Raw genomic sequence first — 13,654 nt, 5'->3', positions numbered from 1 at the left:
AACGTCGCTATCAACTTCCCCGGCCTGAAGGCCGGCGTTTGTCGGTGAACTCCCGGTCTGGCCTACGATGAGGCAGGCGTGAAATCGCCGTTCCCGTTCAGCGTTCCCGACTTCAGGGCGAGTTGATTGGTCGCCCCTCCGGCCGGAGACTTCTGCCCCGACCGGAGTCGTTTCGTTGCAACGTTCTTTGCGGCGTTGTAGTCGGCGTGAACCTCGTAGCCACACTTCTGACAGCGAAAGGCCGCTTGTGACGTGCGGTTCTCGCGGAGCGTCGTCCCGCACTTTGAACAGCGCTGGGACGTGTACGCCGGGTCGACCTGCGTTGTCGAGATCCCGAACTCGGCGGCCTTGTACTCGACGTACTCGTACAGTTGACGGAACGCCCATCCGTGAAATTTCTTCGCGCCGGGCATTCGGTCCCGAATATCGGTCAGGTCCTCGAAGGCAATGTGAGAACAGTCGTGCGTTATTGCTTCTTGAACGATAGCCTTCGATATTCGGTGCAGTACGTCGTTGTTCCAGCGCCGCTCTCGATTCCCCATCTGATCGATGGTTCGGTGCGCCGACTCCGTGCCGGTCTGTTGCAACGATCCACGGATGCGTTCGTACTCGTCTCGGCGGTGATTGAACAGCCCGCCGGAGTAGAACGTCCCCGTGCTCGTGACGGCGATGTTCTTCACGCCTACATCTACGCCGAGAACCGTTCCGTTCTCGGTCTCTCCCAACTCCGTTTCCGGTTCGTCGCGTTCTACCGTGACGTGAAGGTAGTACTCGCCGTCGTCTCGTTCGTAGTGCAGCGTCGCGCCTTTCGGTTTCCACTCGTCGCCACCGAGATACTGCCGTTGCGGACAGTCCTCGTCGGGCGGGTAGACGAACTCCGCACGGACCCGACCACCGTAGGCCGCGAGCGTGCAGTATCCCGGCCCGTCGCCGTCCGTGAAGTACGACACTGCGCCGGTGTTGTACGTCGCGGTCGGAGCGGTAAACGTCGGTTTGCCGGCGTTCTTGCCGGCCTTCATGCGCTCGACCGCGCTCCGAAGGCTGTCGGCCGCGAGGTTCACCGCGCCGATGCACAGATCCGAGTGTAGGCCAGTGTCCTCGCGAACCTGTTTGTAGACAAGCGACTGAAGGCGTGTTCTGGATGTGATAACGTAGCCGCCCTCGTCTCGCTCCCATCCACGGTCTGCGAACCGTTGGGCGACTTCTCGGAACGTAAGCATCGTCCGTTTGAGGTCGTCCCGCCGGTCGTCGGGGATGGAGAGTTTGACGCGGGCGGTACGTTTCAATTCCACATGCCACACGTGGTTTTGTAGTATGATAAGTGTCCGGGAGTTGTCCGGTTGTCGAACGGTGGTTTGTGTCGTTCAGTGACACGATTCCCGCCCGCCGTGAACGGCGGGACTCCCTCCCTGTTGAAAGGTGGTCGCTAGTGGCGTTCCAAGCCTGAACTGATGGGGAAACTCGATCGGTGTTATTCGGTTTCACTCACCAGTCGACGCTCGGTGGCGTACTAAATCGACTCGAATAGTGCGACCACGTCGTTGAAGCCGACCCGGCCGCTGCCGTCGAAGTCGAACAGGTCGGGGTGGTCCTGGATCGTGGCGTCGTCGTGGTGTTCGAAGAACGTCACCACGTCGTTGAAGCCGACCCGGCCGTCGCCAGTGATGTCGCGGTAGAGACCGTCGTCGCCGTAGGGGGCAGGCGTGTAGCCGTTGATCTCGAGGTCGGGTCCGTCGCCTGCGGGTTGGAGGTCACCCTCGAGCGCCAGCCACCACAGCGGCGCGCGCGTCTCGAGGTACGGGGAGTCGTCGGGAACCGTCCACCGGCTGCGGTCGACGACGGTCTGGATGGTCGGCTCCATGATGACCGCGGCGGGAAGGTCCTGGTTGAACACCCAGGTGAGCGTCTCGACGATGTCGCGCTGTTCGGCCGGGTCGGTGGCCGTCTCGAAGCGCTCGAAGCAGTCCTCGATGTCGACCAGTTCCGAGCAGGTGCCGGTCATCGAGGGAACCGAGACGGTCGTCGGATAGCCGTAGTCGAACGGGGCGTACCGGCTGATCAGTAGCGTGAGCAACAACGCGAAGTAGGGGTGGTGCTGGCGTGCCTGGGCGCGGAAGACGGCTCCCGGCAGGAAGCCGGAGACGACGGCGTCAGCCTCGAGGTCGCCGTCGACGAGTTTGTGTACGATGTCGGGTTCGACGACGAGGGTCGCGTCGAAGCCCGCCTCCGAGAGCTGTGAGACGATTTCCGCCGCGACTTCCGCCCACCGCGGCTGACCGTCGGTGGCGATGTCGACGGTGAGCGACTGGGAAGCGCGCCGCCACGTGCCGTCGACGAGTTCGTAGCCCGCGCTCTCGAGTAGCTCCGTGACGCGGTCGTGGTCCTGCTCGTAGGCGTCGTAGGTCTCGAGCGTATCGCCGAGCCACCGCTGTGCGCTCTGTGCGGAGAGACCCGTCGGCCGTTCGTGGTGGATCGCCGTCCCCGCCGTCAGGTCGTCGACGATCGCTTCGCGGTCGAGGGCGTACATGAACGCCCGGCGAACCGTCCGGCTACGAAAGTGCTCGCTGTCGTGGACGAACTGAACGGCGACGCCCACACCGTCGGAGACGCTCACCCGTTCGGCGGTCTCGGGAAGCGGATCGTCGCTCGACCACTGGGTCGCGAATCCGTCGAGTGATCCGTCCTCGAGCGACGCCAGTGCGTCCGTATTCGACTCGCGTGCCCACATCCGGTAGCCGTCCCAGTCGATGTCGGCGGCGGCCGGGTGGCCGTCACGGACGCCGTAGGCGTGGTACTCGTCCGTTTCCTCGACCAGCTCGAGCGGGCCGGAGGGGACGACCGTCTCCTGCAGGGAGCCGGGGTAGGACGGATCGTCGCCCGCGACGAGGTCGTCGTGGTCGTCACCGAAGGCCGCCGGTGGGTGCGTCAGGCTGTAGTCGAGGACCGAGTAGACGACCAGGTCGGGGTTCGTCCCCGCGGGGAAGGTGAGTTCGACGGTGTGGTCGTCGACGGCGTCGATCCCGTCGACGAACCAGGAGAACTCGTCGTCGACGTACGCCCGGAGCTCGAGGTGGAGGACGACGTCGTCGGCGGTGATGGGGTCACCGCCACCTGCGCCACCCCACGTGAAGTCCTCACGGAGGTGGAGTGTCATCGAGCCGTCTTCGACCGTCCAGTCCTCGACGAAGTGGGGGTGGAACTCGTCGCTCTCGACGCGGTAGGCGGTAAACGGCGCGTAGAGTCCGTACAGGGCGTCGTGGTGGAGGAACTGTGCGTTGAACTGGAACTCGTCGGGAGACATCGAGAGCGAGGCCGTGTCGAACCAGACACCGTCGTCCTCGAGCGAGTCGGCCGCACCGACACCGGTCGTGAGTCCGAGAGAACCGAACGCGGCGAACGTCGACGCCGCGAGACCGTTCCGGAGCACATCCCTTCTAGTGTTCATGATCTGAAGTTTATGTACAGCGTATAAATATTTTCTGGAATTTGACGAATAGAGGAGAGCGGCGTCGACACGGGCGGACAGACACCACTACGGACGGTGTCCGGGGGAGACCGACTCGAGCGGTGGACGACGGTGAGACCACCAGAAGTTTTTTCCTGGGGCAGAGCGATGGAATCTCCATGCAATCGGGACTGTCTCGAGTATACGAACGAGTCCACCAGCCCGAATACACGGGTGAGAACCGCTGTATTCCCTGCACGTCCGTCAACGTCGTGATCGCTCTCGTCGTCGCTGGCGGTATCGCCCTCTGGAACAGACCCATTGCACTCGTCGCGTTCGTCCTCTCGCTGGCGGCGATCTACGTCCGCGGCTACCTGGTACCCGGCACGCCGACGCTGACGAAGCGCTACTTCCCCGACTGGCTCCTCGCGAAGTTCGACAAAGAGCCGGAGCCGGTCGAGGCGGGTATCGACTTCGACGCCATCGAAGAACTGCGCTCGTCCGGGGCGAACTCGGACGAGGACGAGACGGCGACCAACTGAGCGGCTATACCCATGACTACCGACACCACTACCGACGACACGAACCTGGCACCGCTCCTCGAAGACCCGATCGACACCGAAGCCATCCTCCTCGAGTGTGGCGCGGTCGAACCCTGCGAGGACGACGACCTCTGTGTGACCGACGACCTCGACGCCGCCTGGCGCGAGCGGATGGACGCGATGCACAAAGGCGACCGCGAGGCGCAGCTCACCGAGTTCTTCGGCTTCGACGACGAGGACCTCGAGGTCGACGTGGAGATCTCGATCGAGATGACCGAAGAGGGCTACGTCTTCGTCCGGGCGAACAACCGTCTGGCCGCCCGCTGGGAGTCGGACGCCGCCGCGCTCGCCGACGTCGCCGGCGAGCAGGTCCTCGGCGACTGGATCCCCGGCTGGGAGGGGCTCTCACTCGAGCAACGGAGCCAGATCGTCAACGGCCTGCGCGCGTTCGTCGAGCGCTGTCCGAGCTGTGAGGGAGAGCTGTCACTGAGCGAGGAGACCGTCGAGTCCTGCTGTCGGACCCGCGAGACGTACGCCATCTTCTGTGACGACTGTAACGCACGCATCATCGAGGTCAACAAAGTCAACCGGAAAGAACGAGAAGCGGCGGCGGAGTAATCGAGACCGAATTGTTGGCCACGTCTCGGCGGACGAGCCGACCGTTCAGACGAGCCGGTTACTGTCTCAGTCTTCGGTCGTCGTCTTCTCCGCCTCGAGTTCGCCGCGGTAGATCTCCGCGCCGTCCTGGGCGACCTTCTCGGCGAGGACGGCACACTTGATCCGCATCGGCGAGATGTCGACGCCGAGCATGTCGACGATGTCGTCGCGGTCCATCGCGAGCAGTTCGTCGACGGTCTTTCCCTCGAGTTCGACCGAGAGCAGGCTGGCGCTCGCCTGGCTGATCGCACAGCCGTCGCCGCTGAAGGCGACGCGCTCGATCGTCTCCTCGTCCTCGCCGAGGCGGACGTCCATGCGGATCTCGTCGCCACAGAGGGGGTTCTCGCCGACGTGGCTGAACGTCGGATCCTCGAGTTCACCGTAGTTGCGCGGGTTCTTGTAGTGGTCGAGGATCTGCTGTCTGTACATATCCGAGCCGAGTGCCATTGCGGACCTCTACGGCCGAACGGCCGAAAAGGGTTGCGACCGCTCGAGGCACGCGAGCGAAGACGGAACACCTCGGGTCCGGGTGCCTAGGCGAACAGCTGGCGCGCGCTGTCGATGGCCTCGACGAGCGCGTCGACCTCCTCGCGCGTGTTGTAGATGTAGAAGGAGGCGCGGGCGGAGGCGGCGACGCCCAGCCGGTCGTGGAGTGGCTGGGTGCAGTGGTCGCCGGCGCGGATCGCGACGGCGTGGTCGTTCATGATCGAGGCGAGGTCGTGGGCGTGGACGCTCTCGAGGTTGAAGCCGACGAGACCGCTGCGGTCGGGACCCGGCTCCGGGCCGTAGAGGTCGACGTCGCCCTCGGCGTCGAGGCGTTCGTAGGCGTAGGCGGCGAGGGACTCCTCGTGCTCGCGAATCCGGTCCATGCCGATTCCCTCGAGGTAGTCGACGGCAGCGTGGAGACCGACGGCTTCGGCGATGGGTGGCGTGCCGGGTTCGAACTTCCAGGGGAGGTCGCCCCAGGTCGACTCCTCGAAGGTGACCTTCCGGATCATGCCGCCGCCGTAGAGGAAGGGGTCGAGGTCCTCGAGCAGGTGTTTCTTGCCGTAGAGACAGCCGATGCCGGTGGGACCGGCCATCTTGTGGCCGGAGAAGGCGTAGAAGTCGGCATCGATGGCTTCGACGTCGACCGGTCTGTTGGGCACCGCCTGTGCGCCGTCGACGAAGATGAGCGCGTCGTGGTCGTGGGCGAGGGCGGCGAGGTCGGCGACGGGGTTGACGGTGCCGAGAGTGTTCGAGACGTGGACGACGCTGACGATGGCCGTCTCGTCGGTGATACACTCGCGGGCGTGCTCTTCGTCGAGGCGGCCGTCGTCGGTAATCCGAATGTAGCGACAGGTCGCGCCGGTCCGCTCGGCGATCTGTTGCCAGGTGACGAGCGAGGCGTGGTGTTCCATCTCGGTGAGGACGACCTCGTCGCCAGGGCCGAGTTCGCGCAGGCCCCACGCGTACGCGAGGAGGTTCTCGCTCTCGGTCGTGTTCTTTGTGAAGATCAGTTCCTCGCGGCCACCACTCGCGCCGACGAACTCGGCGACGCGGTCGTGGGCCTCCTCGTAGCAGATCGAGGCCTCCTGGCTGAGCTGGTGGATGCCGCGGTGGACGTTCGCGTTCGTCTCCCGGTAGTAGTCGCTCATCGCCTCGACGACCACCTCCGGCGTCTGCGTCGTCGCCGCGTTGTCGAGGTAGACCAGCCGCTGGCCCTCGAACTCGCGCTCGAGGATGGGGAACTCCCCCCGGATGCGCTCGACGTCGAGCGCATCGGCGTTCTGTTGGCTCATTGGTGGCTACGAGGTGCCGGAGACAAAACACTCCTTCGGTCGCGTCGGATCCGTCCGCGACCAGCGCCAGCGACAGCCGAGCGCGTGCCAGCCCGCCGACACCACTTTGAGGTCCGACGGTGAGTGTTCAGGTATGGACCGGCTGACACTGGACGCCGTCGACGAGGGGATCATCTACGCCCTCCAGGAGAACGCCCGGCGTTCGATCACCGACATCGCAGCCGCCGTCAACGTCTCCGACAATACCGTCAGAAACCGCATCGAGCGCATGGAAGCGGGCGGCGTCATCGACAGCTACGGTGTCAACGTCGACTTCAACCGTACTGACATCCAGCACCACTTTCTGTTTATCTGTACCGTCACCGTCACCGAGCGCGAGATGATCCTCGACGACGTCCTCGAGATCCCCGGCGTTCTCGAGGTCAGAACGCTGATGACCGGCCAGCGAAACGTCCACGTCGTCGCCTGCGGCAACGACAACGACGACATCACGCGCATCGCGCTCAGCCTCGACGAGTTGGGCCTGCAAATCGACGCCGAGGACCTGATCCGACGCGAGCGAAGCCAGCCACTCTCGGCATTCGCATACGAACACTCATAGAACCCTGACTGAAAGATTTATCAAATTATGCCCCCCATATTCGAATAATTCAACGTATTTATGGCCATAGATAGCTATTTATCAACCAACCTCCTACGACCACCGATGAGTGTCGACAGCGCGTACGGGACGCACGACGAACAGACACGACCATCCGTCACAGAAACGATCATCGAACACGTCGCCGACGCCGACGGGCGCGACCCGCTCGAGTTGCCGCCGCTGTGGGACGCAGTCGATCCCGAGGCGCTCGAGACCCTCTTCGCGCCGACGAAGAGCGGCGGCGTCAGAGCGGGACGCGTCGAGTTCGCCTACTGTGGCTACTGGATCACCGTCGAGGACGCCGAAGACGATACCCTCGCCGTCTCGCTCGAGCAAACGGACGGTCTCGAGTAACCGGCAGGCGCGAACGGCACTCACGGGGAGTGGGGGCCGAGACAGTCTGGCGGACGCTCGAGCGACCCGGTAGACGCCGAGCGGCGAGCGCGCCGTCCGACGCCGAGAGAGACGCGCTGGCTCGAGCGACGCCGACGTGCGCTAAACAGTGAGACGCAAAACGGTCCGGGGAGTGGGCGATTATTCGGGTTTCAGTCCAGCGCCCTGGACGCGCATGACGGCCTCGCCGTCGGCGAGGTTCGGCGCGTCGACTAAGCGGACGATCCGTTTGTCGCCTTTCGACTTGCGCAGGTAGATGCGGAACGTGGACTTGTGACCCAAGATGTTGCCACCGATGGGCTTCGTCGGGTCGCCGAAGAACGCGTCGGGGTTCGAGGAGACCTGGTTGGTCACGATGATGGCGGCGTTGTAGAGGTTACCCACCTTGTCGATGTCGTGGAGGTGTTTGTTGAGTTTCTGCTGGCGGTTCGCGAGGTTTCCACGGCCGACGTACTCCGCGCGGAAGTGGGCGGTGAGCGAGTCGACACAGAGCAAGCGTACCGGATACTCGCTGTCTTCGTACTCGCTCGCGAGTTCCTTGGCCTTCTCGGCGAGCAGCATCTGGTGGTTCGAGTTGAACGCCTTCGCGACGTGAATCTTCTCGAGCATCGACTCGACGAGTTCCTCCATCGCCGCCTCGTCACCGGGACTGCCCTCGATCTCGCGGTCCTCGAGGGCGGCTTCGATCGCCTCCTCGGGGAGTCCACGGACCATGTCGTCGATACGCTCGGGACGGAAGGTGTCTTCTGAGTCGACGAAGACGACGCTTCCGTGGAGTCCGCCGACCTCCTTGGGGAGCTGGACGTTGACGGACATCTGGTGAGTCACCTGGGACTTCCCGGCCCCGAACTCGCCGTAGACTTCGGTGATCGACTGGGTCTCGACGCCGCCACCCAGTAAGTCGTCGACCTCGTCGATGTGCCAGCTGAGCTTGCCGATCTGATTTCGCCGCTCGAGGACCGCCGAGCCGGTCTCGAAGCCGCCGATGTCCGCTGCGTCACGTGCCGCCCGGACGATGTCGGAAGCCGTCGACTCGCCGACGTCGGCCGTGTTCGACAGCTCCGCCGGGGAGGCGACTGCCAGGCTCTGATAGGAGTCGAAGCCCGCATCGAGGAGCTTGTCCGCGGTCGCCGGTCCAACACCAGGGAGGGTCTCTAGGTCTACGTCTGCCATGATCTGAGCTTGCGCTGGAGCCACCATAAACCCTCGTTAACAGGAGAGTGAAAGTGAAAGTGAGTCGAGGAGGGACCGGAAACCGACCGGTGAGATCCGATGGCGGCTCGAGCGAAGGGGGAGACGGGCGACGCCGTGGCCACTGGTCGAGCGGCGACGGCCGGTCTAGGGCCACGGACGGTTCCGGAACCAGGCCAGTCCAGGGTCGTTCCTGTTCGGGCCTAGGAAATTCTATTCTCGTCTAGGGAATGCGATTCTCGCAGGGAGAACAAGATTTATTAGCAATAGCCTTGAATTTTAGATGAGGTACGAAAGATAATGATCGACGACTGCGATACCGAAGCGACCTCCGGTGTCGAAGAGACGACGGAGCAACGTACCGAACTCCCCCCAGCAGCGAAGCGTCTGCGCGACTTCCAGGCCGACCTCGAGCGGCCGAGTGAGTCGGCCGAGTCGGGTTCGGTTGGCCGTCGCGGGTTCCTGCGAACCGTCGGTGCGGCGGCGGCAACCGGTCTCGGTGCCGGGGCGATGGCGACCTCGGCCGTCGCCCAGGAGACGCTCACCGAGAACACCCAGACCGAACACGACGGCCACTTCGTCTCGTTCTGGACGGATACACCCGATACGGTTTCGATGACGCTGGAGTCCGGCGGCAGTTACAGCTGTGAGTGGAACAACACGGGCAACTTCGTCCTCGGCAAGGGTTGGAACCCCGGTAGTAGCCGGACCATCGAGTACGACGCCACGCACAATCCGACGGACAACTCCTACCTGTGTCTCTACGGCTGGACGACGGACCCGCTCGTCGAGTACTACATCATCGAAAACTACGGGACCTACCGGCCCGGCGACGAGCAAATCGGTAGTCACGAGAGCGACGGCAGCACCTACGAACTCGCCACCTCCGAGCGCATCCAGGAGCCCTCGATCGAGGGGACGGCGACGTTCACCCAGTACTGGAGCATCCGGGAGAACTCCCGAACCAGTGGCACCATCAGCATCGGCAACCACTTCGACGCCTGGGAGAGCGCTGGTCTCCCGTTGGGCAACCACGACTACCAGATCATGGCCGTCGAGGCCTGGGGCTATTCGGGCTCGAACAGCGCCAGCGTCACGATCAGTGAATCCGACGGTGGCGGTTCGGGTGGTATCGGCGGCGGCGATCCCGGCGGTGAGGAGCCGGGTGACGACACCGGCAGTGAGGAGCCGGAAACCGGCGACCAGGAACCCTACGGCGGCACTCCACACGCGATCCCCGGACGTATCCAGGCCGAGGAGTACGACGAGGGCGGTCCGGACGTCGCCTACAGCGACAACACCAGTGAAAACGAGGGCGGTGCCATGCGTACAGACCAGTACGTCGACATCTCCTCGGGATCCGGCGGCTCGGGATACTCCATCGGGCACATCGAGGCCGGCGAGTGGGTCGAGTACACCGTCGACGTCACACAGTCCGGCGAGTACACCGTCGACGCGCTCGTCGCTTCCGACTCCGACGGCGGCGCCTTCAATCTCGAGGTCGGCGGACAGGACATCTCCGGTGACGTCAGCTTCGGTGCTACCGGCGGCTGGGACACCTGGGAGACCGTCTCCACCTCCGGCGTGTCGCTGTCGGCTGGACAGCAAGTCATCCGCGTCTCGATGAACGAGAGCTGGTGGGACCTCAACTACCTCGAGTTCTCTCTGGACGGTAGCGACGACGGCTCCGACAGCGGTGGTGATGACGATACCAGTGATGACGACCAGACCGACGACGGCACTACCGGCGACGCCCAGGCGTGGGATTCGGGCGAGGTCTACACCGAGGGCGACCGCGTCAGCTACGACGGCTCGACCTGGGAGGCCCAGTGGTGGACCCATAACGAGCAGCCCGGAGGCAGAGAGTACGGTCCCTGGGAGGAAGTCGGGACGAGCGATGGCGGCTCCGGCGGCGACACTGGCGGCTCCGACGGCGACACTGGCGGCTCCGGCGGCGACACTGGCGGCTCCGGCGGTGACGCCCAGGCGTGGGACGCAGGCGAGGTCTACACCGATGGCGACCGCGTCTCCTACGACGGTTCGACCTGGGAGGCTCAGTGGTACACCCAGAGCCAGGAGCCTGGTGCCACCCCGTGGGGTCCCTGGGAAGAAGTCTAAGGCACCCACAATCGTCGCTCACGGTCTCGAGCGCGGCGCAACGACTCACGCGGGCGTCGTGAGGCGGACCAGTCGCTCACCGCCGACCACGACGTAGAGTGAGTCGGGCGCGACCGCAGGCGCGTGCGTGAGCGGGTCGTCCCGGTAGTGCCAGCGGAAGTCGGCGAAGTCGTCCTCGGCGAGACCGATCCCGTAGAGCGTCCCCCTCGAGTCGCCGATACAGAGGAGGTCGCCGACGACCGTTGGCTCGCCGCGGACGTCGCCGTCGAGGGAGACGCCGTCTCTCGAGAACAGCAGGCCGCGGAGTTTTCGCTTGCCGAAGGTAGTATCGATGACGTGGAGCGTCCGGTCTGTGCCGCCGACGAAGGCGCTCTCGCCGACGACGGTGACGCCGGTCGTAAACGACGTACGCGCCTTGTAGGCGAACCAGGACTGGCCGGTCTCGGCGTCGAGTGCGAGCACCGTCCCCGCCGCGTCGGCGGTGTAGACCCGGTCGCCGACGAGGGTCGGCCCGCCGACGAGCGCCCCGTCGGTCGGCGCGCTCCAGACCTCCTCGCCCGTCTCAGACTCGAGCGCCAGGACCGTGCCGTCGGCGGTGCCGGCGTAGACGCGGCCGTCGGCCAGCGCGGGGTGGCCCGCGGCGGGTTCGTCCGTCCCGTGGTGCCAGCGGACCTCGCCGGTCGCCGCCTCGAGCGCGGTGACACCGGCGTCCCCGCCGACGACGAGCGTTCCGTCGGCGAGAGCGAGCCGTGAAGACGACGGCTGTGTCGACGCCGCTTCGAGTGCGGCCGCGAGGTCGACGGTCCAGGCCGTCTCCCCGGTGGCCGTCACGAACGCGACGAGACTCGTTTCGGTCGCACAGTAGAGCCGGTCGGCGTCGACGGCCGGGGCGGTGGTGATCGCGCCGAAGCGGTCCGAGACCCACTCGCGGCGGCCGGTTCGCCCCTCGAGCGCGAACAGGCGGTCGTCCGCACCCAGGTAGACGGTTCCGGCGGAGACGACCGGCGGAGAGGTGACGCCGCCGTCGAACGCGAGCGACCAGGTCTCCTCGGGCCGGGGCGGTCCCGTGAGTTCGGGCCGAGCGCCGCTGTGGCGTCGGTCGCCGCGAAACTGGTTCCAGTCGGTCACGACTCGTGGCTACACCCGTCTCACGGATAACAGCCTCGAACGGCGACGTGAAACCAGCGCCTGCATCGCGCTCGCGTCACTCCCAGGGGTGGCGCCCGCTCGCACTCGGCCACAGCGGGTACCAGTACTCCTTCTCGCGTTCGATCGTCAGTTCGCCGTCGAGCACCGACTCGAGTTTGAACTCCGTACTCGAGTCGCGCTCGCGGTCCGGACGGGGGGCGAACGGGTAGAACGCGCCGCGACGGAACGAGTAGATCCAGTAGGCCGGGCCGTCCTCGTTCCGGTAGGCGAAGACCGCGGCGAGCAGGCGTGAGCCGTACTCGCGCTCGATGAACGTATCGGACGCGAAGTGGAGACTCGTGATGAGGTCTTCGGGGTCCGTATCCTCGAGGATCACCCAGTGGTAGCCGTGGTCGTCTTCGGCGATGTCGAAGTCAGTGTTCGTCTCCTCCCGGCCCGCTTCGAGGATGGCTTCGACCTCGGCGACGGCGTCGCGAAAGCCGCTCGAGTCGACGCCCGCGAAACAGAGCGCGCCGGCGTCGGCCGACTCGTAGCCGAGGTCGGCCTCCATCGTGAGGTAGGCGGTGCTCATCCCGAAGAGGTCGTCGGGGCTCGCGTCCCGTCTGGCGTCGGCTTCCGCGCGCACGCCGAGGACGGCGCGGATCCCGTCGAGTAGTCCCATGGCTCGAGTATCGCGGTCGACCCCTTAGAAGTGTGTGACTTCGCGCCCGTCGTCTCTGGCTCGCGGCGTCAGAACGACTCCATCTCGCGCTCGAGGGTACGGAGCTGTTCGATCCGGCGGTCGGTCGAGGGGTGGGTGCTGAACAGTCGGCCGACGATGCCCGAGCGGATGGGGATGATGAAGAAGGCGTTCATCTCGGCTTCCTCGCGGAGGTCGTCACTCGGGACCTTCTCCATCTCGCCGGAGATCTTCAGCAGGGCGGAGGCGAGTGCGGCGGGCTGGCCGGTGATCGCCGCAGCGCCGCGGTCGGCGGCGAACTCGCGGTAGCGCGAGAGCGCGCGGATCAGAATGTAGCTGATGATCCAGACGAGCAGCGAGACGAGGATGGCGACGAGGATGCCCGCCGCGCCCTTCCCACCCCCGCGGTTGCCGCCGCCGGTGTAGAACATCATCTGGCCGCCGAAGCGCACGATGAGGAAGGCGATCGTCGAGAGGAACGAGGCGATGGTCATCACGGCGACGTCGCGGTTCTTGACGTGGGCGAGTTCGTGGGCGAGGACGCCGTCGAGTTCCTCGCGGTCGAGCGTCACCAGGAGTCCGGTCGTGACGGCGACGGCGGCGTTCTTCGGCGAGCGGCCCGTCGCGAACGCGTTCGGGACCTTCGAGTCGACGACGGCGACCGTCGGCTTCGGCAGGTCCGCCTGCTGGCTCAGCCGCTCGACGGCGGCGTGAAGCTCCGGATACTCCTGTGGAGAGGCCTCTTTCGCGCCCATGCTCCACAGCGTCAGGCGGTCGCTGAAGAAGAACTGGACGAGCGAGAACGCCCCCAGCAGCGTCGCAACGAGCAGCAGGCTCGAGGTCCCCCCACCGAAGCCGATGGTGAGCGCGGCGACGAAGAAGAGGTAGACCGCAAAGAGCATGAACATCGTGAGCGCCATCCGTGCCCGCAGTCCCCAGTCCGGCTGCCAGTCCATACGCTCTCTAGGCAGCCTGGCGGGATAAGTATCACCGAACCGTCTCCTCGCGTGAACCCCCTCGTTTCGCGTGGAATCCGTGTGACGTGGTCCCGTCTGA

At 65.3% G+C, this 13,654-nt stretch carries 11 protein-coding genes and 1 pseudogene; 4 read left to right on the top strand and 8 right to left on the bottom strand.

Annotation, left to right across the window (positions count from 1 at the left end; translation table 11 throughout):
* Nucleotides 1–62: 62 nt before the first annotated feature.
* Together N0B15_RS11405 and N0B15_RS11400 are read right to left on the bottom strand one after the other, a co-directional pair.
* On the bottom strand, nt 63–1,292 hold the full coding sequence (locus tag N0B15_RS11405; RefSeq protein ID WP_263019868.1) for an RNA-guided endonuclease InsQ/TnpB family protein: 1,230 nt from the start codon (nt 1,290–1,292) through the stop codon (nt 63–65).
* A gap of 218 nt (nt 1,293–1,510) precedes the next feature.
* Complete coding sequence (locus tag N0B15_RS11400; protein ID WP_263019832.1) at nt 1,511–3,445, bottom strand: ABC transporter substrate-binding protein; 1,935 nt, start codon at nt 3,443–3,445, stop codon at nt 1,511–1,513.
* A gap of 179 nt (nt 3,446–3,624) precedes the next feature.
* Between N0B15_RS11400 and N0B15_RS18340 the strand changes: the two are divergent.
* Nucleotides 3,625–4,605, top strand: a pseudogene (locus tag N0B15_RS18340) (DUF8054 domain-containing protein).
* Nucleotides 4,606–4,671: 66 nt separating this feature from the next.
* Here the strand turns inward: N0B15_RS18340 and N0B15_RS11390 are convergent.
* A complete protein-coding gene (locus N0B15_RS11390) occupies nt 4,672–5,091 on the bottom strand; it encodes an iron-sulfur cluster assembly scaffold protein (protein ID WP_263019831.1) in 420 nt (139 codons plus the stop codon).
* A gap of 86 nt (nt 5,092–5,177) precedes the next feature.
* On the bottom strand, nt 5,178–6,425 hold the full coding sequence (locus N0B15_RS11385) for an aminotransferase class V-fold PLP-dependent enzyme (protein WP_263019830.1): 1,248 nt from the start codon (nt 6,423–6,425) through the stop codon (nt 5,178–5,180).
* Nucleotides 6,426–6,558: 133 nt separating this feature from the next.
* Between N0B15_RS11385 and N0B15_RS11380 the strand changes: the two genes are divergently transcribed.
* Entirely contained in the window at nt 6,559–7,026 is a 468-nt protein-coding gene (locus N0B15_RS11380; protein WP_263019829.1) for an Lrp/AsnC family transcriptional regulator, read from the top strand.
* Between the two features lie 105 nt (nt 7,027–7,131).
* The gene (ddfA, locus tag N0B15_RS11375; protein ID WP_263019828.1) at nt 7,132–7,422 is read left to right on the top strand and encodes a DdfA family disk-determining factor; all 291 of its coding nucleotides are present in this window, start codon (nt 7,132–7,134) and stop codon (nt 7,420–7,422) included.
* 180 nt (nt 7,423–7,602) lie between these two features.
* Here ddfA and radA read toward each other — a convergent pair whose 3' ends face one another.
* Nucleotides 7,603–8,634 carry a DNA repair and recombination protein RadA gene (radA, locus tag N0B15_RS11370; protein ID WP_263019827.1) on the bottom strand — a complete coding sequence of 344 codons (1,032 nt, stop codon included), beginning with the start codon at nt 8,632–8,634 and terminating at the stop codon, nt 7,603–7,605.
* Nucleotides 8,635–8,952: 318 nt separating this feature from the next.
* Between radA and N0B15_RS11365 the strand changes: the two genes are divergently transcribed.
* Nucleotides 8,953–10,770 carry a glycoside hydrolase family 11 protein gene (locus N0B15_RS11365; RefSeq protein ID WP_263019826.1) on the top strand — a complete coding sequence of 606 codons (1,818 nt, stop codon included), beginning with the start codon at nt 8,953–8,955 and terminating at the stop codon, nt 10,768–10,770.
* A gap of 45 nt (nt 10,771–10,815) precedes the next feature.
* Here the strand turns inward: N0B15_RS11365 and N0B15_RS11360 are convergent, their stop codons facing one another.
* The 3 genes from N0B15_RS11360 to htpX form a co-directional block, all read right to left on the bottom strand.
* Nucleotides 10,816–11,898 carry an outer membrane protein assembly factor BamB family protein gene (locus tag N0B15_RS11360; protein ID WP_263019825.1) on the bottom strand — a complete coding sequence of 361 codons (1,083 nt, stop codon included), beginning with the start codon at nt 11,896–11,898 and terminating at the stop codon, nt 10,816–10,818.
* Nucleotides 11,899–11,974: 76 nt separating this feature from the next.
* Complete coding sequence (pspAB, locus tag N0B15_RS11355) at nt 11,975–12,580, bottom strand: PspA-associated protein PspAB (RefSeq protein ID WP_263019824.1); 606 nt, start codon at nt 12,578–12,580, stop codon at nt 11,975–11,977.
* A gap of 68 nt (nt 12,581–12,648) precedes the next feature.
* Nucleotides 12,649–13,554: a zinc metalloprotease HtpX gene (gene htpX / locus N0B15_RS11350; RefSeq protein WP_263019823.1), complete on the bottom strand. Its 906-nt coding sequence runs from the start codon at nt 13,552–13,554 to the stop codon at nt 12,649–12,651.
* Between the last annotated feature and the right edge of the window lie 100 nt (nt 13,555–13,654).

The organism is Natronobiforma cellulositropha, from assembly GCF_025629245.1.
GTDB classification, from domain to species: Archaea; Halobacteriota; Halobacteria; order Halobacteriales; family Natrialbaceae; genus Natronobiforma; species Natronobiforma cellulositropha.
This window is presented reverse-complemented; position numbering and strand designations above follow the sequence as displayed.